Source organism: Colwellia sp. Bg11-12 (genome assembly GCF_014076955.1).
Classification (GTDB): domain Bacteria; phylum Pseudomonadota; class Gammaproteobacteria; order Enterobacterales; family Alteromonadaceae; genus Colwellia_A.
In genome coordinates this window covers 495052-519893 of record NZ_JACGUZ010000071.1, presented here as the reverse complement: position 1 = coordinate 519893, position 24842 = coordinate 495052, and the positions used below count along the sequence as shown (strand labels likewise).

The 24842-nt window shown below is 38.0% G+C and carries 27 protein-coding genes; 5 read left to right on the top strand and 22 right to left on the bottom strand.

From position 1 onward, the window contains the following. Positions 1 to 72 precede the first annotated feature (72 nt). From H4J39_RS11305 to H4J39_RS11215, 19 genes are all read right to left on the bottom strand, one after another. Entirely contained in the window at positions 73 to 381 is a 309-nt protein-coding gene (locus H4J39_RS11305) for a hypothetical protein (RefSeq protein ID WP_182228318.1), read from the bottom strand. Between the two features lie 31 nt (positions 382 to 412). After that, the gene (gene fliS, locus H4J39_RS11300; RefSeq protein ID WP_182228316.1) at positions 413 to 859 is read right to left on the bottom strand and encodes a flagellar export chaperone FliS; all 447 of its coding nucleotides are present in this window, start codon (positions 857 to 859) and stop codon (positions 413 to 415) included. Between the two features lie 61 nt (positions 860 to 920). Further along, a complete protein-coding gene (gene fliD / locus H4J39_RS11295) occupies positions 921 to 2279 on the bottom strand; it encodes a flagellar filament capping protein FliD (RefSeq protein ID WP_182228314.1) in 1359 nt (452 codons plus the stop codon). 104 nt (positions 2280 to 2383) lie between these two features. Next, entirely contained in the window at positions 2384 to 2857 is a 474-nt protein-coding gene (locus tag H4J39_RS11290; RefSeq protein ID WP_182228312.1) for a flagellar protein FlaG, read from the bottom strand. Positions 2858 to 2964: 107 nt separating this feature from the next. Further along, a complete protein-coding gene (locus tag H4J39_RS11285; protein WP_182228310.1) occupies positions 2965 to 3777 on the bottom strand; it encodes a flagellin in 813 nt (270 codons plus the stop codon). A gap of 370 nt (positions 3778 to 4147) precedes the next feature. Further along, on the bottom strand, positions 4148 to 4963 hold the full coding sequence (locus H4J39_RS11280; RefSeq protein ID WP_182228308.1) for a flagellin: 816 nt from the start codon (positions 4961 to 4963) through the stop codon (positions 4148 to 4150). Positions 4964 to 5084: 121 nt separating this feature from the next. Next, the gene (gene flgL, locus H4J39_RS11275; protein ID WP_182228306.1) at positions 5085 to 6290 is read right to left on the bottom strand and encodes a flagellar hook-associated protein FlgL; all 1206 of its coding nucleotides are present in this window, start codon (positions 6288 to 6290) and stop codon (positions 5085 to 5087) included. A gap of 9 nt (positions 6291 to 6299) precedes the next feature. Continuing rightward, positions 6300 to 8327, bottom strand: coding sequence for a flagellar hook-associated protein FlgK (flgK, locus tag H4J39_RS11270; protein ID WP_182228304.1), 2028 nt, complete (start codon positions 8325 to 8327; stop codon positions 6300 to 6302). A gap of 52 nt (positions 8328 to 8379) precedes the next feature. After that, a complete protein-coding gene (flgJ, locus tag H4J39_RS11265; RefSeq protein WP_182228302.1) occupies positions 8380 to 9495 on the bottom strand; it encodes a flagellar assembly peptidoglycan hydrolase FlgJ in 1116 nt (371 codons plus the stop codon). A 15-nt stretch (positions 9496 to 9510) separates the two neighbouring features. Then, the gene (locus H4J39_RS11260) at positions 9511 to 10635 is read right to left on the bottom strand and encodes a flagellar basal body P-ring protein FlgI (protein ID WP_182228300.1); all 1125 of its coding nucleotides are present in this window, start codon (positions 10633 to 10635) and stop codon (positions 9511 to 9513) included. Positions 10636 to 10670: 35 nt separating this feature from the next. Then, positions 10671 to 11354: a flagellar basal body L-ring protein FlgH gene (flgH, locus tag H4J39_RS11255; protein WP_182228298.1), complete on the bottom strand. Its 684-nt coding sequence runs from the start codon at positions 11352 to 11354 to the stop codon at positions 10671 to 10673. 17 nt (positions 11355 to 11371) lie between these two features. Then, positions 11372 to 12160: a flagellar basal-body rod protein FlgG gene (gene flgG / locus H4J39_RS11250; RefSeq protein WP_182176992.1), complete on the bottom strand. Its 789-nt coding sequence runs from the start codon at positions 12158 to 12160 to the stop codon at positions 11372 to 11374. 28 nt (positions 12161 to 12188) lie between these two features. Next, positions 12189 to 12932, bottom strand: a complete 744-nt coding sequence (gene flgF, locus H4J39_RS11245) for a flagellar basal-body rod protein FlgF (protein WP_182228296.1) — start codon at positions 12930 to 12932, stop codon at positions 12189 to 12191. Between the two features lie 304 nt (positions 12933 to 13236). After that, complete coding sequence (gene flgE, locus H4J39_RS11240; RefSeq protein ID WP_182228294.1) at positions 13237 to 14613, bottom strand: flagellar hook protein FlgE; 1377 nt, start codon at positions 14611 to 14613, stop codon at positions 13237 to 13239. Positions 14614 to 14704: 91 nt separating this feature from the next. Beyond that, positions 14705 to 15391, bottom strand: coding sequence for a flagellar hook assembly protein FlgD (locus H4J39_RS11235; protein WP_182228292.1), 687 nt, complete (start codon positions 15389 to 15391; stop codon positions 14705 to 14707). Positions 15392 to 15412: 21 nt separating this feature from the next. Beyond that, positions 15413 to 15832, bottom strand: a complete 420-nt coding sequence (gene flgC / locus H4J39_RS11230; protein ID WP_182228290.1) for a flagellar basal body rod protein FlgC — start codon at positions 15830 to 15832, stop codon at positions 15413 to 15415. 2 nt (positions 15833 to 15834) lie between these two features. Further along, positions 15835 to 16236, bottom strand: a complete 402-nt coding sequence (gene flgB, locus H4J39_RS11225; protein ID WP_182228288.1) for a flagellar basal body rod protein FlgB — start codon at positions 16234 to 16236, stop codon at positions 15835 to 15837. A 67-nt stretch (positions 16237 to 16303) separates the two neighbouring features. Next, positions 16304 to 17137 (bottom strand): protein-glutamate O-methyltransferase CheR, encoded by an 834-nt coding sequence (locus H4J39_RS11220; RefSeq protein WP_182228286.1) that lies wholly within the window; start codon positions 17135 to 17137, stop codon positions 16304 to 16306. Between the two features lie 70 nt (positions 17138 to 17207). Further along, positions 17208 to 18155: a chemotaxis protein gene (locus H4J39_RS11215; protein WP_182228285.1), complete on the bottom strand. Its 948-nt coding sequence runs from the start codon at positions 18153 to 18155 to the stop codon at positions 17208 to 17210. 185 nt (positions 18156 to 18340) lie between these two features. Here H4J39_RS11215 and flgA point away from each other — a divergent pair, with 185 nt between their 5' ends. The 3 genes from flgA to flgN all read left to right on the top strand — a co-directional run bounded on the left by flgA (position 18341) and on the right by flgN (position 19888). Then, positions 18341 to 19033, top strand: a complete 693-nt coding sequence (gene flgA, locus H4J39_RS11210) for a flagellar basal body P-ring formation chaperone FlgA (protein ID WP_182228283.1) — start codon at positions 18341 to 18343, stop codon at positions 19031 to 19033. Between the two features lie 73 nt (positions 19034 to 19106). Beyond that, positions 19107 to 19421, top strand: coding sequence for a flagellar biosynthesis anti-sigma factor FlgM (gene flgM / locus H4J39_RS11205; RefSeq protein WP_182228281.1), 315 nt, complete (start codon positions 19107 to 19109; stop codon positions 19419 to 19421). A 38-nt stretch (positions 19422 to 19459) separates the two neighbouring features. Further along, on the top strand, positions 19460 to 19888 hold the full coding sequence (gene flgN / locus H4J39_RS11200; RefSeq protein WP_182228279.1) for a flagellar export chaperone FlgN: 429 nt from the start codon (positions 19460 to 19462) through the stop codon (positions 19886 to 19888). Positions 19889 to 20115: 227 nt separating this feature from the next. On the opposite strand, the gene H4J39_RS11195 is transcribed toward flgN, so the two are convergent. From H4J39_RS11195 to yaaA, 3 genes are all read right to left on the bottom strand, one after another. Continuing rightward, complete coding sequence (locus H4J39_RS11195; RefSeq protein WP_182228277.1) at positions 20116 to 21915, bottom strand: TIGR03545 family protein; 1800 nt, start codon at positions 21913 to 21915, stop codon at positions 20116 to 20118. Then, complete coding sequence (locus H4J39_RS11190) at positions 21912 to 22433, bottom strand: TIGR03546 family protein (protein ID WP_182228275.1); 522 nt, start codon at positions 22431 to 22433, stop codon at positions 21912 to 21914. The genes H4J39_RS11195 and H4J39_RS11190 overlap by 4 nt, the downstream gene beginning before the upstream one ends. Positions 22434 to 22529: 96 nt before the next feature. Then, positions 22530 to 23306, bottom strand: coding sequence for a peroxide stress protein YaaA (gene yaaA / locus H4J39_RS11185; protein ID WP_182228273.1), 777 nt, complete (start codon positions 23304 to 23306; stop codon positions 22530 to 22532). 248 nt (positions 23307 to 23554) lie between these two features. Here yaaA and tal point away from each other — a divergent pair, with 248 nt between their 5' ends. Together tal and H4J39_RS11175 are read left to right on the top strand one after the other, a co-directional pair. Continuing rightward, positions 23555 to 24508 (top strand): transaldolase, encoded by a 954-nt coding sequence (gene tal / locus H4J39_RS11180; RefSeq protein ID WP_182228271.1) that lies wholly within the window; start codon positions 23555 to 23557, stop codon positions 24506 to 24508. A gap of 148 nt (positions 24509 to 24656) precedes the next feature. Continuing rightward, positions 24657 to 24830: a DUF3545 family protein gene (locus H4J39_RS11175; protein ID WP_182177007.1), complete on the top strand. Its 174-nt coding sequence runs from the start codon at positions 24657 to 24659 to the stop codon at positions 24828 to 24830. Positions 24831 to 24842 lie beyond the last annotated feature (12 nt).

Sequence of the window (24842 nt, the reverse complement as noted above, 5' to 3'; positions counted from 1 at the left end):
TAAGTTTTAGCAATATCTACTGAGTTGGTTTTATAAATTTCAACGAGATGGTCTCAATGACATATGCTAATATTACTTTGAAAGTAATACGTTATGATAGGCATTCATTGCTTTTTTTACTTTAGATTGATGTTTGAATTTGCCTTGCATTTCTAATCGCTGCTCAGATAGATATAACATCGCCGCTTTATCTTCTAACTTTAACGTTTGAATGAGCTCAACATAAGCACTTTTTACAAGGTTATCGTGATTTAGCAATCCTTGCTGCTCAAGCGTTTTATTCAAACGCTCTAATAGTATTTGTCTTTCCATCAATTTTTCTAAGCAACATTCAAAATCAGCTTGTTTAGCATGTTCTTTAGCTTTATCCGTCAATGTCATGACGGAGTTAAAAAGCGCCTGGTGAGCCAAATTAATTACCCGCAGCGGCTTGTGTTAGATGCTCATCTCTATTTTTCAGCAATGACATACCTTCTTGTTTTGACGCTTCAGGCATTTGTGACCAAGCATCACGTAGTGGTTTAATAAAATCACTAATTGCTTGAAGCCCATCAAGATCAAGTGAGATGCTTAAATCAATTAAGGTATTAATACAGTAAGCATAAAGGTTATCAAAATTATCTGAAATAACAGGTTCAGACTCTTTGTCTAATGACTCTCTTAACGCACTAAAAATGTTTATCGCTTTGGTAATAGCTTTTGACTTTGCTGCTAGATCTTTACGTTCAATAGCACCTTTAGCTTCAGCTATGCCCATGAGAGCACCGTCAAACATCATTAAAATAATTTGATGTGGATCAGACGAGAGTAAACCACTTTCGATATTAACCTGTCTGTAAGTTTTTAAATTTTTTCTCATTAGTATTCCCCTAGTACAAATGAATACCTGTGATTAAGTTTCAGGGTTAGTTCTGTAATAATTAATCTTTATTATTACTTAAACCAGCTAACGCTGAATCAAGGTATGTGCCTGTTGCATTATATTGAGCAACGGTATTATCTAAAAATGTAAATCGTTTTCGCAAGGTATCTTCATAGTTTCTGAGATAAGCTTCTAGATTTTCATATTCAAGTGTAATGCCGCTTAACTGTTCGTTCAAACTCGATTGTCGCTGCGTCAACGTACCACTGGTACCTGTATATGTACTGATAATATCAGTCATACTCGTTGCGACACCATTAGTGGATGCAAATATCTCGCCAACTTCTGACAAATTATTTTCTAAAGCATCCGCCAACCTATCTTTACCGCTGGATAAAGAAGTAGAGCTAGAAGAAGAGACCTCTAACGTACCCGATCTGGTAATGTCTATACCTATTTTACTCAGGGAATCTAAGCCACCGGTAAGTCCTGATACCTTATCAATGACTAAATTAGTTAGCTGCTGTTTTACTTGCCTTAAGTTAGGATCAAAGGCTAATCGCCCTTGTTTTGGAGCGCCAAGCCCCGTTAGATTATTGACTAAGGCATTAAAGCCATCAACAAACTCATTAATTAATTTAGTGCCACTTTCTTCATCTTGCGATACTGAAAGTGTAGCAGGACTACCCAAATTTTCCTTTTTTGCCGTTATCGTTACATCTTCAATAACATTCTTAAATTCATTGCTACTATTGGTGACTTTATTACCGTCAATATAAATTACGGCATCTTCCGCGGTCTGTTCAACGGTATTATTAGTCGATATGCCTGCCAGAGAGGGATCTGACGTAGAGATGGTCAAATTATTGGCAGCGCCTGTTATTTCTGAGTTAAACACCAAAAATGAACCACTATCACTGTTGATAATGTTGGCAGTAACACCAAAGTTTTCACTTTGCTCGTTTATCTTGTCACGAATAGCGGATAAATCATCTGAAGCATCGATCACCACATCAAAAGTATCTGCGCCAGCACCTAAGGTTAAGGTACCTGAACCAACCGTATCAGTAGAACTGCTATATACTTGAGATTGAAGTCTGCTGCCTGTTGCTAAGGTTTCTACCTCAATATTAAAACTACCATTACTTGCGAAGCCGTTAGTCGTCACCTCAACAGCATCAGAACTAACATCAATGATTTGCTTATTGAAAGCGTCAGGAGCAGCTAATTTTTTTAAAATGCTATCAAATTCAGAAAGAGAAGATTTAAAACTTCCGACACCTGATAATTCAAGGGTGAGTTTTTCTTCTTTATTTTGTAAACGAATTTCTCGAGGAACAGCTTCAGCATCAACGAATGCAGTGACAATTGATTCTAAGTCTATGCCTGAGCCTACCCCTAAAGATGTAAGATTCATACTTCCTCCCAATATAAGATAATTTTATAGCAGTAAAACTTGTGAGATACTTATTAATGAAGAGAATTTACTATGACTTAAAAGATAATAACTTTCTCAACCGGTTAGATTCTCTTATCAAGAAATATGCCAGATCTTTCAGCAACTTCTTGATGTAACGTTTGAATTTTTTGCGCTATTGATATTAATTCTTCTGAAGGAAACTGTTTGATTAACTCTTTAGTTTCCAAATCAAATACTTTGATCACTGTTTTACCAGAGTCATTGTCTTTGGTAAAGTTAACATTTCGAGGCGGCTGATTCATAAATGAGGAGACAACTTCAATAGCAGCATCAAGTGCTTCTTCGGTATTTTTGTCAACTTTATCATTTACAGATGCTGTCTCTAAAGATCGGCCAACCGTATTTGAGATAATATCTTGCGCTAATAAGTTAGACGTTTTATTTGAAGTCTCTTCTACTTTACTGTTGTTTTGTTTTTTCCCTCGACCTAATTCATTTTCAGTCGCGGTAGACTTGGTACGTTCGACATCTACAAGCGGTAGCCCCCCCATTGAAGATACTATATTTGACGACATACTGATTCTCCTTCAATAGCGATTTAATCACTATAAAAATGATAATGAGCCCTCATTACTGAGCGCTCATTATTTTCACTTTACTAACCTACATTATAGATGCGGTATTATAATAATGATAACGCTATTTGTGGCTGTTGGTTCGCTTGCGCAAGCATTGAGCTTGAAGCCTGCTGTAATACACTACTACGTGCTAATGATGCTGACTCTTTCGCAAAATCAGTATCTTCAATACGTGAACGTGAAGCTGATAAATTTTCAGTTGTGTTGTCATTACTACGAACAACTGAGCTGAATCGATTTTGTTTCGCACCAAGATCTGCACGAGTCGTGTTTACTGACTTAAGTACAGAATCTAAATCTGTAATTGCTGTCTGTGCAGTAGCAAACGTACTAACCGTAACATCAGCACCGATTGCAGCCGCTGAAAAACTTGTACCGATAGTAATTGAAATAACTTGCCCTGCATCAGCACCAACTTGGAATCGCTCTGTATAAGCACCGTCAAGTAGTTCAACACCACCAAAAGATGTTTGCTCTGAAATACGTGTTAATTCTTTAGTCAGCTCTAATACTTCTGTATTCAATGCCGTTCTATCAGCGGTAGTGTTTGAACCGTTTGAAGATTGAACCGCTAATGTACGCATACGTTGTAAAGTGTTTGTGTATTCATCTAATGCACCCTCAGCTGTTTGCGCTAGAGATATTGCATCGTTTGAGTTACGTGTTGCTTGGTTTAGACCGTTTATTTGTGCGCCTAAACGACTAGAAATTTGTAGGCCAGCAGCATCATCTTTTGCACTGTTGATTCGCTTACCTGAAGACAAACGTTGGTATGAAGTGCTCAAATCATCAGTCGCACGAGACAATTGACGCTGAGAATTAAGTGATGCAACATTACTATTTACTACTAAAGCCATGATTATGCTCCTGGGTTATTTAACCCTTCAAAGTTATTAAGAGATAAAGCGATTATTTAATAATGAATAAATGCTTCATGTATCCTTTATCGGACGTTCATAACTTTACTTTAAAGTTTTTTTACTTTTTTTTATAAAAAAACACAAAAAAAAAGCTAACTCACTAAATATAAAGTATATTTTTATATTTTATAATATCGAATAATTTAATTTTTTGTGGCTGTGGAAGCATATTCATCATAACCATATGAATTTTTTTCTCCTTAACGCAATCATTAGTATTATTTATTTTACGTGTTAAAACAAAAAAACCTCCGAAGAGGTTCTTAAAAATATTAAACAAAAGTATTGTGTTACTAATGCTAGCGCTCTATTGCAGTAAAGATAGTGCAATTTGCGGTTGCTGGTTGGCTTGAGACAACATCGAGCTGGCAGCCTGCTGTAAAACACTACTACGTGCTAACGCTGCCGATTCTGCAGCATAATCGGTATCTTGGATACGCGAGCGTGATGCTGAAACGTTTTCTGCTGTATTAGTATTACTACGAACAACTGAGCTAAATCGATTTTGCTTCGCACCAAGGTCGGCACGGGTCGAGTTGACTGTTGATAACACTGAATCTAAAGCAGTAATTGCTAGTTGGGCAGTAGCAAACGTACTAACTCCAACATTCGCACCAATAACAGTTGATGAAAAGTTTTGTGCTATGGTCAGAGAAATAACCTGTCCGGCATTAGCACCGACTTGAAATCCTACTGAATAAGTACCGTTAAGAAGGTCTACACCACCAAATGATGAATCTGTTGCAATTCTATCGAGTTCAGAAGTTAACTCTGTAACCTCTGAGTTTAGTGCTGCTCGATCAGAGGTAGTATTTGAACCGTTTGATGATTGCACCGCTAAAGTACGCATACGTTGAAGAATATTTGTATATTCGTCTAATGCCCCTTCAGCTGTTTGAGCGAGTGAAATACCATCATTAGCATTTCGTGCTGCTTGGTTTAAGCCATTAACCTGTGAAGTTAAGCGACTTGAAATTTGTAAACCAGCAGCATCATCTTTAGCACTGTTGATTCGTTTACCTGAAGACAGGCGTTGGTATGAAGTACTCAATTCATCAGTTGCACGAGTCAATTGACGTTGAGAGTTCAAAGATGCGACATTACTATTTACGACTAAAGCCATTGCTATCATCTCCTAAGGTTAGGGTGTGGTTCTATTGCTGATAACAACAGTACTTGGAACCACGTTAATATATTTATTGACACATACAGTACAAAGCATATAGCGTGCCAAATAATTTAAATTAGATGTAATTGAATAAAGATAAGTCTTTTATTTGAACAAAAGTTTGTTGCGCAGCCTGTAAAGCCACTTGTGACTGTTCAAAAGTTGCCACTGCTTTGGCAAAATCTATATCTTCTAAGTTTGACTGTCCTTTTGCTAAATTAAGCTCTCTATCTAAATGATTAGAGTCTTGATTTTCAACAAGTTTCAGCCTTACACCTGCATCGGTGCGTCGGCTAGTCATATGGTTTAAACTTTTATCGAGTTGCGTTAAAATACTGCCATAATCAACACCTCGTTGTACGTCGCCCCCTGGTGGTGAGCCCGCATTCATCCAGTCAATCGCACTTTTTATCGTTTCAAAAATACTGATATCTTCTTCTGGTGTTAAGGTAAACTGATCCAACGGCAATGGGTTGCCACTTATTTGAACTTCAACACCACCAAAGGCAATCGTTTGCCCAGCGGTATAAGGTGAATTTGGATATACTACCGTTCCATTGCCGTCAGTAACGGTTAAATTATTCGGCGCTGAAAAGTCAAAGGTAAAATCTGGTGGATTAGTTATATCGTCATACATACTAGGATCAGCAATCACCGCTTTAGTGACTGACAAACCTGAAGTGTTTGTTACATAATTAGGACTAAAGTCTCCAATTGAATTAGGGACTTTTTGAAAAGCGGCATCACCGGGTTGATTAGTTGCTACCGCAACATTTTTAGCTATTTGAACCTCTCGTACTCCACTATCACCCATATAATTAACACTTTTATCAGGCTGAAGAGCGAAAGGTTCTGCATCAATTTGAAAGCCAGCAAAAATATAGCCACCCGTTTCATCTTTACTATTAGCAATATCAAGCAACTGTGCCTGACTATTTCCTGCTAGTTTTCCTAACGCAGCTAAATCTTCATTCGATAATGTACCGTTATTAGCCTGAATAAAGAGTGTTTTAAGCTCTTGCATCAAACCTTCAGCATTCGCAAATGACGTTTCTTGTAAACTATTACGATTTTCCGCTTGCGTTATATTGCGTTGGTACTTTTCAATATTCATCAAGCCATCTTTGTAACCTGATAATGTACCAAAAGAAACAGCGTCATCTTTAGCCGTTAATATGCGTTTTCCGCTAGAAAGATAACCAATTTGATCATTAACATCTGACTGTTTATTGCTCAGTTGTTGGCTATTTTGAAAATAAAATTGGGCAGTAGATACACGCATGATTTTTTCCTAGCGAGACGCTTGTAGTAAGGTGTCGAATATAGTGTTAGCAATAGAAATAATTCTTGAAGAGGCTTGATAAGCTTGTTGGAATCTCATCAAGTTAGCCGCTTCTTCGTCAAGGTTAACCCCTGATATTTCTTGGTTACGGTTATAGGCTTGGGTAAATAGTGCTTCAGCGGTCTCTGATACTAATTCTGCAGAGCTTGCTTTAGCCCCAACATCAGATGTAGAAATAGCTAAGCTTTGACTAAACGTTTCTCTGCCATTATTTACGACACCTTGTTCTTGAGTGAGCGCCATAAAAGCAGCATTACTGCCATTACCTAAACCAAATGCATCACCAATGGTAAATTCTTCGGGTGCTAAAGTACCTTGACCTTTAGGTTGACCCGCGATTTCAATTTGAAAAGCGGCCGTTGCAGGCGAAGGAGGCATATCAATTAATGCACTGTTACCTGATAAAAAGGTACCTGAGGCAATGGCACCAACAACCGATGGGGGGGTTGGTGGAGGTGATAAAGGGTCAGCGTCATAAACACGATAAGAAAAAACACCCGCAGAGCTTTCATAAACATCAACTAATAATCCCTTATTGGTTGTATCAGCGAATGTTCTTGCTGTAACTGGATCGGTAACGTTCACAATACTAACTTTGCCATCACTGACATTATTATCGGAAACAGCCACACCTACCGAGGTGCTAGCCGCAATGCCTTTACCATCAGTTAACGTCACTTTCATTAATGAGGCACTGTTTTCTGTTGGTCTAATGAGGTAGTTATCATCTAACGTTGGTGTTCCTGATAATTCAGTAAACTCAAAGCCATAATCAGGATTTGTTGCATAAGTACCAGAGCCAGGAGGTCCAAGATTTTGCACACTACCGTCATTTAAATTGGTCATCAGATAATCACTACCATCATAACGAATTTCAAATTCATCAGTGGGTACTTTAGAAATATCAGTAATATTGACACTAGCCGCTAAACTGCCCGCATTGGTTGACGGTGAAAGTACACGCCCAGCTTGTAAAGCGGTGGAATTTATATCGGTAAAGATATTAAGTCCTTGTTGAGCATTTATATCTAAACCTTGAGATTGTGCTTGGTTTAGAGTTTGTGAAATAGCCATGGCCATGCGATCAATTTCACGACTTAACTGAGGTAAATGTTGATCTCTAAATTCAATTTTTGCCGCCAGTGAGCCACCCAATGCAGAACCATTTATTGCAACAGAGCTATTGGGACCCATTAGCCTCAACTCTGTAGCTTTAGGATCAGGATCCCCAGCGTTAACCGTTAATGAAAGTGGTGTTATACCTGCAACCAAAGTCGCGCCACTGCCTATCATTACCGTCATAACACCACTGCTATCAACAATCGTGTTGACAGAAGTAAACTCACCCAATTGTCCAACAAGTTGATCACGTTTATCAAGTAAATCATTGGGCTGACCATTTACAGATAAATCTTGATTATTTAATATTTGTTCATTTATTTTGGCGAGTTCGACCGATATTTCCGAAATTTTCTTTGCCATCTGTACGATTTCACCGTTGGCAGACTTTTCTAATTGATCAATATTGGCATTTAATGAACTAAAATCACTTGCCAAAATTTCTGCTTGGTTTAGGGCAATACTACGCAAGCCTAAATCACTTGGATTATCGGCAATACCATTCATGGTTTGATAAAATTTATCGATAGAGTTGTTAATGGCTCCACCTGAGAAGGACATAATTTCGTTCAGTTGATCTAAATCTTTATGCAAAGTATCGGCATTGCCTAAATTACTTTGATTATGTAATTGTTCTTTATAAGTAAATTGATTATAGATGCGAGTAATATCTTGAACATAGGTACCAGAACCAACAAAGTTACCTCCGCTGTATAATCCAACAGATGAATTTTGTTCTGCACGTTGTCGGTTATAACCTTCGGTATTAACATTGGCAATATTATGACCCGTTGTCGCTAGCTGTTGCTGAGCGGCAAGTAAACCACTGACACCTGTGTTATATAAGTTAACCGACATGAATTCACTCCTTACCTAACCAAAACTCAGTTGTTCTGTATGACTGAGCTATCTATTTATTCAATAAACTGGTTACGGTGCGAAGTGTTCCCATAATTTTTTCTGCGTATTTGGGATCCGTCGCATAACCAGCACTCTGTAGGTTATGCAGGAAGTGTTCCACATTATTAGCTTTATCTAATGCACCCTTATAGCGGTCGCTATTTGAAAGGAAATTAATATAGTCATTAACACTGTCACCAATGCTTTCATAGACTCTAAACGGTTCACGTTTTTTAACCATCGCGCCTTGTTCGAATTCTAGTGTTTCTTTATTGGTTTTATCGCCGTCCCAACGTTTATCAGCTTTGATATTAAATAAGTTATTAGAACTTTGACCATTTTCAGTTTTGATTATTTTTTGTCCCCAGCCAGTTTCTAATGCCGCCTGAGCAATAACTACTTCAAAAGGTACATTCAGCTTTTCTTCAACACGTTTAGCATCTTTGACCAATGCAGTTACAAAGTCTTTCGGCTGCTTATACTGAGGTTCTTGCAGTGCAAGTGTTTCATAAACTGATGGTTTATCATTTAACGCATTCACACTATTTGACGATGACGGAGCGCGTTGCGGCATACTAAATAATGCGTTTTGGTTTTTGCCTTGATGACCACCAGAGTCATTAGTTTGACGATCCTTAGCAGAAATAAGGATCCCTTCTGCGACAATAGATTTACCTTGATTAACGTCTTCGGTTAATAAGCCATTATTTTTACTAAAGCGAGTATCGCTGCGCAGAAAAGACTGTGAGGTGAAACTTTCAGTATCACCACCTAATTGGCGAACAATTAAATCAGATAAACCTAATGAGCCATTATTTGATAACTCTAGTGACATTTGTTGGTCGTGCATATCACGGTAGAATTTTGTACTTTCAGAATTAAATGGACTATCCGACTCTAAAACCTCTTGCGCTTTACGCATGCTTTTCATCAGCATTTGCATAAAAATCGCTTCAAACTGCTTAGCAGCTGTCTGCAATGCCGCATCTTTGGAGCCTTTATCAGTTTCTTTAGACTGCTGGCGAATAGAATTCAAGCCATTGATGTCTAAAAAATTCTGCGAGTTAGCTGTCACCGATGCTTGCGGTGCAAATGAAGATAATGAAGATTGAGTCGGTGAAGTCATAAGCGATATTGATCATTAAATAATGATCAATTCTCCTCGAAGTGCACCCGCTTGTGATAAGGCTTCTAATATTGCCATAACATCACCAGGGCCAGCGCCAATTTCGTTGATAGCACGAACTAGGGTATCTAAGCTTACACCGGGGTTAAAAACAAACATTCGGTTATCGTCTTTGTTAACGTTGACTATCGATTGGTTTGTTGCAACGGCATTACCATCGGCAAAGGCGTTAGGTTGGGAAACATCTTGAGTTTCATTAATCGTAACAGTGATCCCGCCATGAGTAATGGCCGCTGGTAACAAACGTACATCAGAGCCGATAACGATAGTGCCTGTTCTTGAGTTAACAATAACTTTTGCGGCTGGACGTGAAGGCTCAAATTCTAGATTTTCTAATGCCGCCAAAAAACTCACTCTTTGGCTTGCATCTCTTGGCGCATTCACTTGAATTGAGGTTGCATCTATAGCACGAGCGATAAAAGTTGCCGGATCGTTAATGTTAGCAAATTCACTATTAATGACTCGTTCTAGACTTCTCGCACTACTAAAGTCAGAGTCTCGAAGATTAAAAGTAATATAATCACCGTTAGTAAAAGGTGAAATAACTTCTCGTTCGACCGTAGCACCATTTGGAATGCGACCCACTGTTGGCGTGTTTACAATAACTTTTGAACCATCTAAACCTTCTGCACCTAAGCCACTAACGACTAAACTGCCTTGGCCTACCGCATAAGCATTTCCGTCAATACCCATCAAAATAGTTTGTATTAATGTTCCGCCACGCAAGCTTTGAGCACTGCCCATAGAGGAAACTGTAATATCTATTCTTTGCCCAGGTTTAGTGAACGCAGGTAATTCGGCATGAACAGCAACCGCGGCAACGTTTTTAATTTTTGGTTTTAAATTTGCTGGCATAGTAATGCCAAAATTACTTAACATCGTTTTAAAACTTTGCTCTGTAAAAGGACTTTGTTCACCTGTACCAGGTAAACCAACCACTAAACCATACCCTATTAGCTGATTACTACGTACACCTGCAACATCGGCTAAATCTTTGATTCGTTGCGCATAGCTCATCGAGCTAAGTAAAAGTGTTACAACTAATAAAGTCACTTTTATGTTTGTTGGAAGAGTTTTCATAATAATACCTATTGAAAGTCTATATTGAGTTAACGCTACAGTGGCCACCAAGAGCTACTAAAGAAACTCGATAACCAACCTTGTTCTTGTACGTCAGCAAAGGTGCCTGTGCCTGCATATTCAATGCGAGCATTAGCAATTTTGCTAGAAATGATGGTATTACCTGCGCTTATATCTTGTGCGCGAATAACCCCGGTCAGACGAATAAATTCATCACCGTTATTTAAGCTCATCCATTTTTCACCACGGATCATCAAGTTGCCATTAGGTAAAACGCGCAAAACATGAACAGAAATATCACCGCTTAAGCTATTGCCTTGGTTTGATTTTGAATCACCTTTAAAATTAGAATCTTGGTTATAGCCAAATTGTATCGCATCATTTTTAAAGTTAACGGCTGCGCCACCTAAACCAATAATAGGGTCTAAGCTGGCACCGTTTTCTTTTTTCAACTCAGTTTTAGCGCTCTTTTGCGCTTGAGTACTTTCATTCAAAATAACTGAAATAATATCTCCAACACGGTGCGCTTTTGAGTCAGAATAAATATTATTGACATAATTAACCCTAAAAAGTGAACCCGTTGGAATAATTGACGCTTCTTCCATTTCTGGCATAATTGGCGCAAAATCAGGATCATCAGGTAATGTTTTTGCTTGTTCAATACTGGCACAGCCCGTCATTGATAAAGACAAAATAAGTAATGCTAAGAGCGTTTTCATAAGAAATTCCTTAAGCGCTATAACTGCTGATTAATATAACTAAGCATTTGATCTACAGCTGAAATAACTTTTGAGTTCATTTCATATACACGCTGGCTTTCAATCAAATTAACGAGTTCTTCTGTTGTATTGACGTTCGAGGTTTCAAGTGCACCTTGAACTATCATGCCAAAACCTTCTAAACCAGGTACCCCTTCTTGTGGTGCACCACTGACTGCAGTTTGAATATATAAATTTTGTCCTATCGGCTGTAAGCCCGTAGGATTCACAAAATTAACGGTGTTGATTTGGCCAACGACAGCAGGATCTGGCTGCCCTTGCAAGGTTACTGAAACTTCACCATCTTGCGAGACAATAATGCTTAAAGCATCTGGCGGAATCGTTATTTGCGGCTGAATTAAATAGCCAGCGCCTGGCGTTACCATATTGCCTTCTTCATCCATGGTAAACTGACCATTTCGTGAATAAGATGATGTACCATCGGGTAGCTGTACTTCAAAAAAACCTTCACCTTGGATCATTAAATCTAAAGCGTTATCTGTGGTTTGCATATCACCTTGGGTATGAATCTTTTGTGTAGCAACCACTTTTGTACCTGCACCAAGCATCAAGCCTGATGGCATTTCGGTATCTTGAGCTGAACGTCCACCTGGTTGATTAATCGTTTGATAGAGTAAATCTTCAAATACCGCACGACTTTTTTTAAAGCCAATGGTACTGGCGTTCGCTAAATTATTAGAAATTACCGCAATATCTTTAGTCTGCGCATCTAATCCTGTTTTACTTATCCATAATGCTGGGTTCATAAATCACCTAAAAAATTATTTATTTAAATTAAAAAGCGCGTAATAAAGATGCAGAACTGGCATCAATTTCTTCGGCCGTTTTCATTAACTTTAATTGCATTTCAAACTGACGTTGCAAAGAAATCATCGCGGTCATTTCCCCAATAGGGTTTACATTACTTGATTCAACCATGCCACTTTCTACTTGGACATTGATGTTTGCCTCTTCATCTTGCCCGTCTTTGCGGCGAAACAAACCATCATTACCTTTGGCTAACTCTTGTACTCTCGGATTCACCATTTTGATTCGACCAACTTCTTCTTGTACAGAACTTGGCGCACCTTCAGGCTGAACCATAATAGTGCCATCTTTGCTGATATTAATGTTATTGACAGGAAGTGGTAAAAATATGGGGCCGGTATTCCCCATAACTAGTTCACCTTCAGCGGTTTCTAAAGCGCCCTCTTCGTTAAGGCGAAACTGGCCATTTCGCGTATAACCTTCGCTACCATCTTCAGCTTGAACCGCAAACCAACCGGGTCCTTGAATAGCGAGATCTAAATCACGAGAAGTTTGCATTAAAGCGCCACTGTCAAAGTTTTGGCTTGGTTTTTCTGTCATGGCAAACACGCGAGAAGGTAACCCTTCTCCAAAAGCTTGCATTGAACGCGCTTGTGCTAAATCAGCCTTAAAGCCTGTAGTCTTAGCATTGGCAAGGTTGTTAGCATTTATTGCAAGCGATTGCATATTTTGTTTTGCACCGCTCATCGCGATATAAAGCATTTTATCCATAACAGTTCTCTGAAATTGTATCTTATCGTTAGAAATGCAATAACAGTGCCAGAAGAAATATAACAAGGAGGAAATAAAAGATAAGCGCTATCGTCGTTCTTTGCCAGCAACATGCGGCAGCACTAATGCAGTAAAGGCATGGATACCTAAAAGCTGTCATAGGCCTTTAACGTAGAGGGATGTACTAATGTATTGAAGACAAGATATCTAAAAAAGACCATCCTGAACATAAAAAGAGATAAAACACTGGCTATGTTTTATCTCTTTATTTTGATGTGAAGATTAAATCACGTTAACAATTTATTTATCGTATTTGTAAAATGGTTTGATTCAGTTGGTTATCAACTTCGAGTGCACGAGAGTTCGCTTGGAAATTTCGCTGGGCTGAAATCAAGTCAATTAGTTCTGTGGTTAAATTAACATTCGATTGCTCTAATGCCGAAGAATTAATCGTACCAAAAGTACCTGAACCTGCTTCACCTGCAAGAGCTTCACCCGAACTGATACTCTCTTTCCAAGAAGAGTTACCAATTTGTGTTAGCCCCTGTTCATTAGCAAAATTAACTAACGAAATACGTGATAATGGCTCAGAAGTACCATTACTATAAGTTGCTCGAATTAATCCATCAGTGCCAATATCTATGCCCGTTAATCGCCCTACTGCTAAACCATCTTGCTCTAGTGCGGTAACTTCGAAGTTTGAAGCAAACTGTGTTGGTTCATTTGGGTTTGGTCCTAAAACATCTAGGTTAAAATCAACCTCAATTGTTTGAGAAGCCTCTGCACCATTTGATAAAATAGTACCACCAAGAGGTTCAGTTACAATGCCGCCTTCGGCTGGCGTTGGTATTTGATTAATAAAATCCCCTGAACTAGAAAACTCTAAACGGGCACCGGTAACACCACCGGGAAATAACCCACCAGAAACAAGACCACCTACCGGGTTTGTTGTGCCACCTGCAGGGTCAACAATGTTAACGGGGATGCCATCAACACCGGCAAACATCATCCACTCGTTCGGATTAGTTGCTGGATTATCTTTAACAAAGTAATAAGTCATAATATGACTATCACCTAGTGAATCAAATGTAGTCACTGAAGTAGAGTGATTAAAGGTCCCTGGATCTTCTGGATCAAAATTACCAGGGGCCCCTGTGATATAGGAGTCGCCTGCAGGTAGATTCATACGAATATCTACTTTGCTACTCGGTGTTGGAGCACCAGAAGAGGTTGGAATTAAAATAGGTTCGGCAGTACTTAAACTCACCGATGAAGAAGACCCGTCTGCATTAACAGGAAAGCCCAATAAGTAACCACCACCAGAATTAACAACAAAATTACTGTCGTTAAGTTTAAATTGTCCAGCACGCGTGTAAGAAGTTTCTAAACTGTCAATTTCAGGCACTGTCGCATAAAAGCCATTACCAGTAATCGCTAAATCTAAAGCGTTGTTAGTAAATTGAATACTTCCTTGGGAAAATTGCTGAGCAACGTCTGCCGTCAAAACACCGTCACCAACCTTAGTTTTACCCGAAGAAAGCAAAGACGATGCATACACATCAACAAATTCAGCACGTGACTCTTTAAAACCCGTGGTATTTACGTTGGCGATGTTATTTGATGTAACATCCAAATCTTTTTGAGCAGCGTTTAATCCGCTCAACGCTATATTAAATGACATAATTGCACCTCATATAAAAACTGTTTATCTTAATTATTTCGAGTATTCACTCTTTCTTGAAATAACAGTGGCGTAAATTGAATTGATCAATTTACCCTTCTGATACTTCCACCACATCTGCTAGTGCCATGGAACTGCCACCATTAAGATTTAATAAAATATTTCCACCTGCTCCTGCCAACGTCACACTATCGACTTTACGATAAGTCATCGCTTGCAACTCTGATGCTTGCCCATCAACTAAACCTGCGATTCTAAAGCGATAGGCGCCTTCTTTAGCCGGCTCTCCGTTGGCCATTTTACCGTCCCAACTAAAGGTAAACTCTCCTGCGGCAACACTGCCAACAGGAACGGTTTGAATAAGTTCACCTGCTTTATTTTCAACATAAATATTAACGTTGCTAGCCGCCTTATCAGTGACCATTTTTCCTTTAACACTGTCACCTTCAGCCATACCAAAAACATTATCATCAACTAATACGCTTCGCCCTACTAATGAAGAAGCTTGCAATGCTTGGCTAGATGACATTGATGCGGCAAATGACGTAAATTGGTCATTTAATGTTGCCACGCCATCAGTGGTTGAAAATGCGGTCATTTGAGAAATCATCTCATTATTTTCAACAGGCTTAGTCGGATCTTGATGTGAGAGCTCTTTTGTTAACAATGCAAAAAAATCTTCTTGCGTTAACATGCCCTTGTTATTATCAGACTTTGTTATTTCTTCCTTCTGCCAGCGCATGCCATCTAAAGGTTTACTTCCACTTACTGTTTCCATTTTTCATTCCACCTTTGATTGTTACTTGCCAAGCTGCAAGGTTTTATTCAGCATGTTTTTTGCTGATTCAGCCAACTGAACATTTGTTTGATACGAACGTGATGCCGAAATCATATTGGTCATTTCTTCAATCACATTCACGTTTGGTTTATAAATATAACCATCTTTATCTGCCATTGGGTGCCCTGGGTTATGTTCAACGGTTAAAGGTTTATTGCTTTCCACAATACCTAAAACTTTAACACCCACTCCTGAGCTATCTTGTCCAGCGGCAGCTTTTTGCATCTCTGCGGCAAAAACAGGGTGCCGTGCTCGATAAGTTTCATCAACACTACTGCTAACACTATCAGCATTAGCTATATTACTTGCTGTGGTATTTAAGCGTACAGATTGAGCGCTCATACCCGTGCCAGATATAGTAAATACGTTAAATAAGCTCATAATTATTGCCCCGATCCGGTAATAGCTTTTTTCAAGCCTTTTATCTTACTACTAAGAAATTGAATACTAGCTTGATACTGCATTGAGTTTTCTAGATACAAGTTTCGTTCCACTTGTGCATCTACAGTATTACCATCACCTGTATCTGGTTGATTAGGTGTTCTAAACTGCACGCCATTGTTGAGTTCAGTGCGAACATCAAAATGTTTTTCATTGGTTCGAGACATACCTGATTGTTGTTTACTGGAGGCTTGAGCTAGGGCCGTCTTAAAGTCCATACCTCTAGCTTTATAGCCAGGTGTATCTGCATTTGCGATATTACTCGCAATAACTTCTGCTCGCTGAGCGCGAACGGCAAGTGCTTGTGGGTGAATGCCAAGTGCTTTTTCAAAACTGATAGCCATAGTGTTACCTCCAAATCAATGAAGATAACTATACAATATTTATGCCATATGAAGTTTTTGAGGGAGGTTAATTCTTTTTCTGGTAAATAATACCGGGATTACAACGAACCATATCAAAATTTTGGTTCAAACCGGTGAGTGATTCTGATGCACCAAGAAAGAGGTATTTTTTAGGGTTTAATACACCTTCAAACTGAGCTATTATTTGTTTCTTTATTTCAGGTGCAAAGTAAATCAATACGTTACGACAAAAAACGATATCAAACTTACCCATCAAACTATAACTATTTAATAGGTTAAGTTGTCTAAAACTCACCATCTTTTTAATTGAATCTTTAACTTTTGACATGCCTTTATCGCCATCTTCAAAAAACATTCTTTTGCGTTCGGGAGATAAACCACGCGACAAAGCTAAGCTGTCATAATGACCATACTTACAATGTTCTAGCATCGTATTTGATATATCAGTGCCAATAATTTGAACACCACCAGAAAACGCGCCAGGATTGCTTTGTTTAAATTCTTGTACCGCCATTGCAATAGAGTACGGTTCTTGTCCCGAAGAACTTGCCGCTGACCATATTTTTAAGGGCGTTCTTTGATTTTTAAACTCTGGGAGTAAGCGCTTTTTCAGCAATTCAAAGGGATACTCATCACGAAACCACAAAGTTTCATTCGTTGTCATCGCATCTATGACTGCCGCACGCAACTGTCTTTCTACGGGGCTGAGAGTACGTGTGACTAAGTCACCCAATGTGGCAACATCGAATTTAGTCATTAAAGGCGCTAAACGGCTTTTTACTAGGTATTGTTTATTTTCACCTAACACGATGCCACATTGTTTCTCGAGAAAAACTCTAAACTGATGATAGCTGCTATCATCAAGCTGTCGGTCTGACACTACGATATTCCACCTTAAATTATTATTGTGCTAGTTTATCGGGTATAAAATACGCTAAACAAAGTACGGGTTAATTGACATCTTTCGCTATTTCATCTTTCTTTAACCATTTTTTTACTGCTGTGGCTAATTCATCAGGATGAAATTTTGGAATAAAGTCTTCTGCACCTACTTTTGCAACCATGGCATTGTTAAAGACACCACTTAGTGAGGTGTGTAAAATAACAGGCATAGCTTTAAGTCGGTCATTATTTTTAATTTCTGCGGTTAAGGTATAACCATCCATTTCAGGCATTTCAATATCTGATATCAGCAGAGCCACTTTTTCAGTTATTGACACCTTACATTCAGCTTCTAAAACGAGTAATTGGTCCAAAGCATCTTGGCCATTTTTAGCTAACAGCATATTTAAACCCAAAGGCTCTAAAGCGCGTTTAACTTGATTTCGTGCGACGGTTGAATCATCAGCGATCATTATGACTCGTTCGCCGAGGCTTTCACCAACAGTTGCATCAGCAACATCTTCACTTAATTCGGTTGAAATGGGGCTAATTTCATTTAGGATTTTTTCTACATCTAAAATAGAGACCATTTTTTTATCTATTTCAGTAACCGCTGTTAAATAACTAGACTTACCCGTACCTTCTGGCGGTGGCATAATATCTTTCCAGCTCAACGTTACTATTCTTTCAACGCCTCCGACTAAAAACCCTTGTACGCTGCGATTATACTCAGCAATAATAACAAAAGAATTTTCATCAGGAATTATTTCTGGCCCACCTGTAGATTTGCTTAAATCAATCACTGAAATGGTTTGACCACGAATATGTGCAACACCTTTAATGAAAGAGTCTTGCCCAGGGAGCAAGGTTAAACGCGGACAAGGCATTACTTCACGTACTTTGAAAACATTAATACCAAAACGTTGTGACCCTATTAAACGAAAAAGTAATAATTCAAGCCTATTCTGCCCAACCAACTGAGTACGTTGATTTACTGAATCTAAAATTCCTGCCATACAAACCTCATTTTACTTAATTCACAAAAAGGCACACTTCTTGATTGTGCTTATATATACGATATTTGACGTTCAATTTTTTGACGTTTGGTGCGTATTCATCTGTTTTTACTTGTTGTTAAGTTTACATATTAATTAAGCATAGACGAGTATTTTAATTTCCCTAGCAAATAGTTGACAAATTTATGAGCATATTAAAGATTTCTATCATTATTTCACTAATATTAGCACTTTTGCCTAATTTAACTTTTGGCCAAACAATTAACCGCGAGCAACTTCAAAATTTTGTCATACAATTTATTGAAAATAACATTGCATTACCGACTCAAGGAAAAATGACGGTATCAGTCTCCACGCTAGATCCTAGAATTACTATCAAACCTTGTTTATCTGCTCTAGAAGCAAATATACCTGAAAATCATAATGGTAGAAACGTAAATGTCAAAATAAATTGCAATGATCCAACACCGTGGTATCTTTTTATTCCTGCAAGGATCCAAGTAGTTGTGCCAGTAGTCGTCGCAAAAAGTATCATTAGCAAAGGGAGTAGAGTTGATGCATCAAATGTAATCATTGAATATCGTGACACACTCAGGATACGCGGTGAGATCCTCGATGATACCAAAATTGTTATTGGTACTAGAGCCAAAAGAAAAATATCTGCAGGTGCTATTCTGACCAGAAAGAATATTTGTTTCGTTTGCAAAGGAAGCCATGTCACGCTTATTGCTAAGTCAGGAACGTTAATGATAAAAACTTCAGGTATAGCCCTTAAAGACGGTGCTCTTGGAGAACAAATACAGGTTGAAAATGACAGCAGTGGCCGAACGGTAACAGGGCGAGTATCCGCTATCAACAAAGTTGTAATTAATTTATAATAATGGTTAAGTTATTAGGTTAATTGCCGATAACAAGATAGTGAATATCAACCCGTTATATTAGGATAGTATTATGGCTATAAATATCAATAACTTGTCAAACAATAATCAAGTAAAGCAAAAACTTGATCAACAAGTACAAGTAAAACAGCAAGCCACACAAAATGCAGCCAGCAGTGAACAAGGAAAATCTGCAGGTAAAGATTCGGTGTCTTTAACGCCACAAGCTCAGCAACTGAATGAGTTACAAAAGAAATCGAATGATGCACCGGCAGTAGACCAGAAAAAAATTGATCAACTGAAAAAAGCGATTGCAAATGGTGAGTACAAAGTTAATCCAGAAAAGCTTGCCGCCAGCATAGCAAATTTCGAATTTAAACTAGGTTAATAGTAAGCTGTTAACCTAATCACAGGAGTTCATAAGTGATGGCAGCGTTAGCAGCAGAGCAATTAATTGCCCAACAATTACTTAACCTACAGCAGCTTGAACATCTGCTCAGCGTTGAAAAAGAAATATTACAACAACAAGACCCCGAAGCCTTAATTTCTGTCACTGAGCAGAAAAGAGCTTTGCTTGAAGCCATACAAAAACTTGATGAGCAAAATGCTCAAAACATACTTGTTAAAAATGAAATAGCATCAGGTATTCATCATAAAGACATTACTGAAATTGAAGCTATTCTTCTCCGTTGCAAAGACAAAAATCATATCAATGGTCAGATAATACAACACTCATCGCTTGCCGCTGAACGCATGAAAAACTCCCTACTTGAGAATCACAACCGTTCATCAATGACTTACAATAGTAAGGGCAAAAAAAGTGGTGGTCTCAGCAGCTTAGGCATTAAAGCTTAATGGTTAATAAAGTAAACGTTGATACCATCGCTCATTCCCCCTAGCTCTTGCGTCATTGCATTCATTCTGAATATAAAAAGCCTCAACTTAACAATAAGCTGAGGCTTTTTTATAGGTATATTATAGTAATTTATCTCATTTACTGTCCCGTTCACTTCGACGGAAAACAAGTCAATAACACCGAGTCATATATCGCGTGACCCTTTTTAAAGGGTCGAACTAAATGTCTAACCAAATAACTTACCTAGTTTTTTCTTTACTTTATCTTCGAGCTTTTTCTTTTGCTTGTCTTCAAACTCTTTCTTTTTCGCTTTTACAACATCTGAATTAATCAGGTTATCTAAAGCTTGATCAGTCTGACTAATCAGTCCTTCAACATCGACTAAAGACTGCGCTTCATCATTACTCATTCCTAACGCTTTACTGAGTTTAGTATTCAAACCTGCTTTAACATCCGTTTTAAAACTCGTCAGTTTATTTGATACCTGCTTCACCATTGAATTTTTTAACTGTTTATCAAGTGGCGATGAAATAGACAGCTTTGGAGCCGTCATTTTACCTTTTGCTGTAATCGTTAACGATAATGTCTTTAAAGACTGAACTGTGTCAATAAAGAGCGTACTTAAATGAGATGTACCCGCACCACTATATTGAGTATTATCAAGGCTTAGGCTATTTTCACTATCAAGTTGTTCATCAAGTAATGAAAAAGTCCCCTTTCCTGACAACAAGCCACTATCAAGTTGCAAAGTAAAAGCGCTTGATTCCTGGAGTGAAACCGCATTCAAATCAACATCTGAGAGTTTCCATATACCATTACCACTTAAAATACGCTGCTTGTCTAATGAAAAATCGAGTGCTAATGCTAATTTCCCAGATCCCTGTACGTTGTCGCTCTCAACGTTAACTACGCTGTTGTTGCCACGAACCCAGTGTTGATGTGTCAATTCTTTGCCGCTGATGGCAAATTCACCTTGCGGTAAAATCAAAGAAAACTTTGCCTGTTCAATCAGCACATCAGGTAAAGGTGTGTCATCGTTAAAATGTATATAGCGCCCTTCACTTGTTGTTTTTTCAGCTTGCTTATCTACTTTAGAAGATTTAATTAATGGGGCTATTTTTTGATAAACCGCATCGGCATAGCCAAAATATTCACGTGCTTGCTCACCAAACAGCATATGTGCAAAATCAGCACCTTCTACGCTATCAAGTTGATACTTACTTTCAATGATTTTCCAATCAGCTGAAGGTGCCTCTTTCAATGCCTGTGTTTGCTTGGTCAATAACGCTTTAGAAGTGCTGACTTGTTCTTTAGCTTGTTTAACAATCGCTTGGTCAGCATCAAACTGTGCCTTCAGCGCTGTAAAGTCTTTATTAAGCTTTTCAAGATCGGCTAAGCTGTTAATCTTTATATTTGTGAGTGCTTCAACTTGTTTTTTGTAGTCAGCTAACGTGTCTTTATTAGGGAGCGTCTCATAAATACCTTGCAGCTTTTTCTTTTCTATTTGATAACTTTGTTCTAAAATTTTACCCTGCTTAACCGTTAATAAATCGCTATTATTAAGTAATTCATCCACTGTAGGCAAGCTAACATCAAGTCCGGGTAAAACAGAGTTGTCCGCCCCTTTGTTGCCATTTTCAGCATTTTGGTCAATAAGAGTGAATACTTGCCCTACCGACAATCTTGGCTGATCTATACGTAACTCCGCAACGGTTAAGTCACTGATGTATAGTTTGCCAAATAAGTATTGCCATACATCAACACCGGCTGACGCTTGAGAAAAACTCACTAAATTATGCGTTGGTTTTTCTGGATCTGTTGCTTGAAAACCTTCAATATTGAGTGTTAACGGGGCATACATTATTTCAACATTTTCGACATTAACTTCAGCACCTAAATACCATTCTCCTGACTTCTCTATACCTTTCTTAACTAACGCATCAGCAAAAAAATATATAAAAGTCATGATTAATGCTATCACCACAAAAAAACTAACTAACCCTTTCCAGCGAATAAAACGACTCATGACAATTCTCCTTGACCAGAAACTTGGCAATAAAGACGATAAAACTTGGATGCTTTCAATGCTTTCACAATACGGAATTTTTCAAAGAAGGCTTTAATATGCAGACGATATTTTTCAATTAAAAAATTACTGATAAAATAAAGTGGAATAGCCAATAAACAACCAATTACTAGGGCACCTAAAGTGTAGGTATGATGTAGATGAGCGAGCTTGAACAATGAAAATTGGTAAAACGCATCAAACATTGATTGTAAAGACTCAGCCGTAAGTAAAGATTCACCCACTTTAACAATTAACGGTGATAATAAGTAACTTAGCCCTTTAAAAAATCCCCAAGCGACTATAAATCCACCTATATTGACTCGTAAAAATAAAACGATAAACAAAAAAACGATATTATGTAAGGTTAATAGTGGAGATAAACCCACAATAAAACCTAACGCAATGGCCAATGATATTTGTCTAGTTGAACTTTCTGAGTTCAATGCATTAAACAGTTTAGCGAGTAATGAAAGCATTCCTTTTCCTTTTGTTGTTTTCTTTTTCTATAAGTTATCACTGTAATGATAATGGGTAAGTAACTAAGCGGTTCCTTGCCCAATAATTTCAGCCGACTATTCAGTTTCTTTGCGGGTAAATACCCAATCATTCCCTTGACTCAAATCTTCACTGTATTGATAACCTGCAACATCGAATGCTTTAAGTTGTTCTACATCAGTTAAGCGATGCTCAATAATATAACGTGCCATTAGACCTCGTGCTTTTTTAGCAAAAAAACTGATCATTTTAAATTGACCGTTCTTCCAATCTTTAAAAGCGGGAGTTATGATCTCACCTTTAAGGTTTTTCTTTTTCACTGACTTAAAGTATTCGTTTGATGCAAGGTTAATTAATACGTTATCACCTTGTTCTTCTAAAGCTTGATTAACGCTGTCTGTAATAATATCACCCCAAAACTGATATAAGTTACTGCCACGTTCATTCGCTAACCTTGTGCCCATTTCTAAACGATACGCTTGCATTAAATCAAGCGGTTTAAGAAGGCCATATAAGCCAGACAAAATTCTCATGTGTTTTTGGGCAAAATCAAAATCGTCAGCACTAAACGTTTTTGCGTCTAATCCCGTATAAACATCGCCATTAAAAGCTAATACTGCTTGGCGGGCATTATCAACCGTAAAAGGCATCGACCATTCACCAAATCTAGCGGCATTTAACCCGGCAAGTTTATCGCTAATGCCCATAAGTGTTGATATATCAACAGGCGTTAATTTTATACAATGCGAAATCAATGTTTTACTGTGCGCTAAAAGCTCTGGTTGAGAATATTTATCAGTAGGTAATGGTGACTCAAAGTCTAAATTTTTAGCCGGGGAAACAACAAGTAGCATAAAGGATCCGTTTATTGACTGTATCTGAATATATAAACCATATAATACAATAAAACCGCTAAACATGAAGCGAAATGATAAGCCAATTGAAATAGCTTTAAAAAAATGTCAAACATACTTGCTATATATTGAAAATTTGTTACAAATATAGTCATATCAGGCATTACATCAATGATTTATCGCTTTTTCAGCCATTTATGTTGTAATAATACTCCAATCTCAAGTTTCACGTTAAAAAGGTAAAGGACATGACAAATCAGCTTTCACAATTAAAAAAAATGACCACAGTAGTCGCTGACACTGGCGATATTGAAGCGATCGCAAATTTTCAACCGCAAGATGCAACGACAAACCCATCATTATTATTAAAAGCAGCTTCATTAGAAAGCTATCAGCATTTACTCACAGAAGCGGTTACATGGGCAAAAGAACAATCATCAAGTGCAGAACAACACGTTATTGATGCCGCTGATAAATTATCAGTATTGATCGGCTTAGAAATTTTAAAAACAGTCCCTGGGCGTATTTCAACAGAAGTTGACTCACGCTTATCATTTGACACCGAAGCTTCAATCGCCAAAGCGCATAAGCTAATGGCGATGTATAAAGAAGCGGGAATTAGTAATGAACGTATTCTTATTAAGCTTGCGTCAACTTGGGAAGGTATCAAAGCTGCTGAACAACTCGAAAAAGCAGGCATTAATTGTAACCTAACATTATTATTTAGTTTTGCTCAAGCACAAGCCTGTGCAGAAGCCGGTGTTTATTTAATATCGCCTTTTGTGGGCCGCATTTTAGATTGGTACAAAAAAGACAGCGGTAAAAGTGAGTACGCTGGCGATGAAGACCCTGGTGTTATCTCAGTCACTAGTATTTATAACTACTACAAAGGTAAGGGTTATAAAACAGTAGTGATGGGGGCAAGTTTTCGCAACATCGACGAAATACGTCAACTGGCCGGTTGTGACCGTTTAACAATTAGTCCTAATTTATTAGATGAACTATCAAAATGTCATGAAACACTTGAGCAAAAATTATTTAGTGAACAACCTACATTAGCCAGCCAAGACAAGTTATCAGAAAGTAGCTATCGCTGGGCAATGAATGAAGATGCCATGGCGACAGAAAAACTTGCCGAGGGGATCAGAAATTTCACCATTGATCAGATCAAATTAGAAAAACAACTTGCTGAGCTACTTTAACAGCTAATTATCATACAGTTAGTTCAAAATAAGACCTAAACCGAGCTACTTTACCATCAAACGTTGCGGTTTTTTATTGCTTTAATTATTTGCTTATCACCTTGAATGTGTTATTAAAAAGATGCTGTTAAATAAAAAGGAGTGTTCTATGGAAAAACTTCAACAAGTATTGGGCTCATTTGGTAAAAGATCTAAGCCCTCAGAAAGCACTAATAAGAAAAGAAAATGGCGTGAAATAGAACTAATAAAGGAAAGGTTCCAACTTGAAAAAGAACTGAAAGCGTATGAAGACTCGTTAGAGTTTATGTTGGAAGATTTCTAGCTTTATTTCAAA

Bases quoted from the DNA above. Each gene is read 5' to 3' on its own strand.
- flgL (WP_182228306.1), bottom strand. From the start codon at position 6,290: ATGCGTGTATCTACTGCCCAATTTTATTTTCAAAATAGCCAACAACTG.
- H4J39_RS11175 (WP_182177007.1), top strand. From the start codon at position 24,657: ATGGAAAAACTTCAACAAGTATTGGGCTCATTTGGTAAAAGATCTAAG.
- H4J39_RS11260 (WP_182228300.1), bottom strand. From the start codon at position 10,635: ATGAAAACTCTTCCAACAAACATAAAAGTGACTTTATTAGTTGTAACA.
- H4J39_RS11285 (WP_182228310.1), bottom strand. From the start codon at position 3,777: ATGGCTTTAGTAGTAAATAGTAATGTTGCATCACTTAATTCTCAGCGT.
- flgA (WP_182228283.1), top strand. From the start codon at position 18,341: ATGAGCATATTAAAGATTTCTATCATTATTTCACTAATATTAGCACTT.
- flgN (WP_182228279.1), top strand. From the start codon at position 19,460: ATGGCAGCGTTAGCAGCAGAGCAATTAATTGCCCAACAATTACTTAAC.
- H4J39_RS11195 (WP_182228277.1), bottom strand. From the start codon at position 21,915: ATGAGTCGTTTTATTCGCTGGAAAGGGTTAGTTAGTTTTTTTGTGGTG.
- tal (WP_182228271.1), top strand. From the start codon at position 23,555: ATGACAAATCAGCTTTCACAATTAAAAAAAATGACCACAGTAGTCGCT.
- yaaA (WP_182228273.1), bottom strand. From the start codon at position 23,306: ATGCTACTTGTTGTTTCCCCGGCTAAAAATTTAGACTTTGAGTCACCA.
- flgF (WP_182228296.1), bottom strand. From the start codon at position 12,932: ATGGATAAAATGCTTTATATCGCGATGAGCGGTGCAAAACAAAATATG.
- fliD (WP_182228314.1), bottom strand. From the start codon at position 2,279: ATGAATCTTACATCTTTAGGGGTAGGCTCAGGCATAGACTTAGAATCA.
- fliS (WP_182228316.1), bottom strand. From the start codon at position 859: ATGAGAAAAAATTTAAAAACTTACAGACAGGTTAATATCGAAAGTGGT.
- flgB (WP_182228288.1), bottom strand. From the start codon at position 16,236: ATGGCTATCAGTTTTGAAAAAGCACTTGGCATTCACCCACAAGCACTT.
- flgJ (WP_182228302.1), bottom strand. From the start codon at position 9,495: ATGACTTCACCGACTCAATCTTCATTATCTTCATTTGCACCGCAAGCA.
- flgK (WP_182228304.1), bottom strand. From the start codon at position 8,327: ATGTCGGTTAACTTATATAACACAGGTGTCAGTGGTTTACTTGCCGCT.
- flgG (WP_182176992.1), bottom strand. From the start codon at position 12,160: ATGAACCCAGCATTATGGATAAGTAAAACAGGATTAGATGCGCAGACT.
- H4J39_RS11190 (WP_182228275.1), bottom strand. From the start codon at position 22,433: ATGCTTTCATTACTCGCTAAACTGTTTAATGCATTGAACTCAGAAAGT.
- H4J39_RS11235 (WP_182228292.1), bottom strand. From the start codon at position 15,391: ATGGAAACAGTAAGTGGAAGTAAACCTTTAGATGGCATGCGCTGGCAG.
- flgE (WP_182228294.1), bottom strand. From the start codon at position 14,613: ATGTCATTTAATATAGCGTTGAGCGGATTAAACGCTGCTCAAAAAGAT.
- H4J39_RS11215 (WP_182228285.1), bottom strand. From the start codon at position 18,155: ATGGCAGGAATTTTAGATTCAGTAAATCAACGTACTCAGTTGGTTGGG.
- flgC (WP_182228290.1), bottom strand. From the start codon at position 15,832: ATGAGCTTATTTAACGTATTTACTATATCTGGCACGGGTATGAGCGCT.
- H4J39_RS11305 (WP_182228318.1), bottom strand. From the start codon at position 381: ATGACATTGACGGATAAAGCTAAAGAACATGCTAAACAAGCTGATTTT.
- flgH (WP_182228298.1), bottom strand. From the start codon at position 11,354: ATGAAAACGCTCTTAGCATTACTTATTTTGTCTTTATCAATGACGGGC.
- flgM (WP_182228281.1), top strand. From the start codon at position 19,107: ATGGCTATAAATATCAATAACTTGTCAAACAATAATCAAGTAAAGCAA.
- H4J39_RS11280 (WP_182228308.1), bottom strand. From the start codon at position 4,963: ATGGCTTTAGTCGTAAATAGTAATGTCGCATCTTTGAACTCTCAACGT.
- H4J39_RS11290 (WP_182228312.1), bottom strand. From the start codon at position 2,857: ATGTCGTCAAATATAGTATCTTCAATGGGGGGGCTACCGCTTGTAGAT.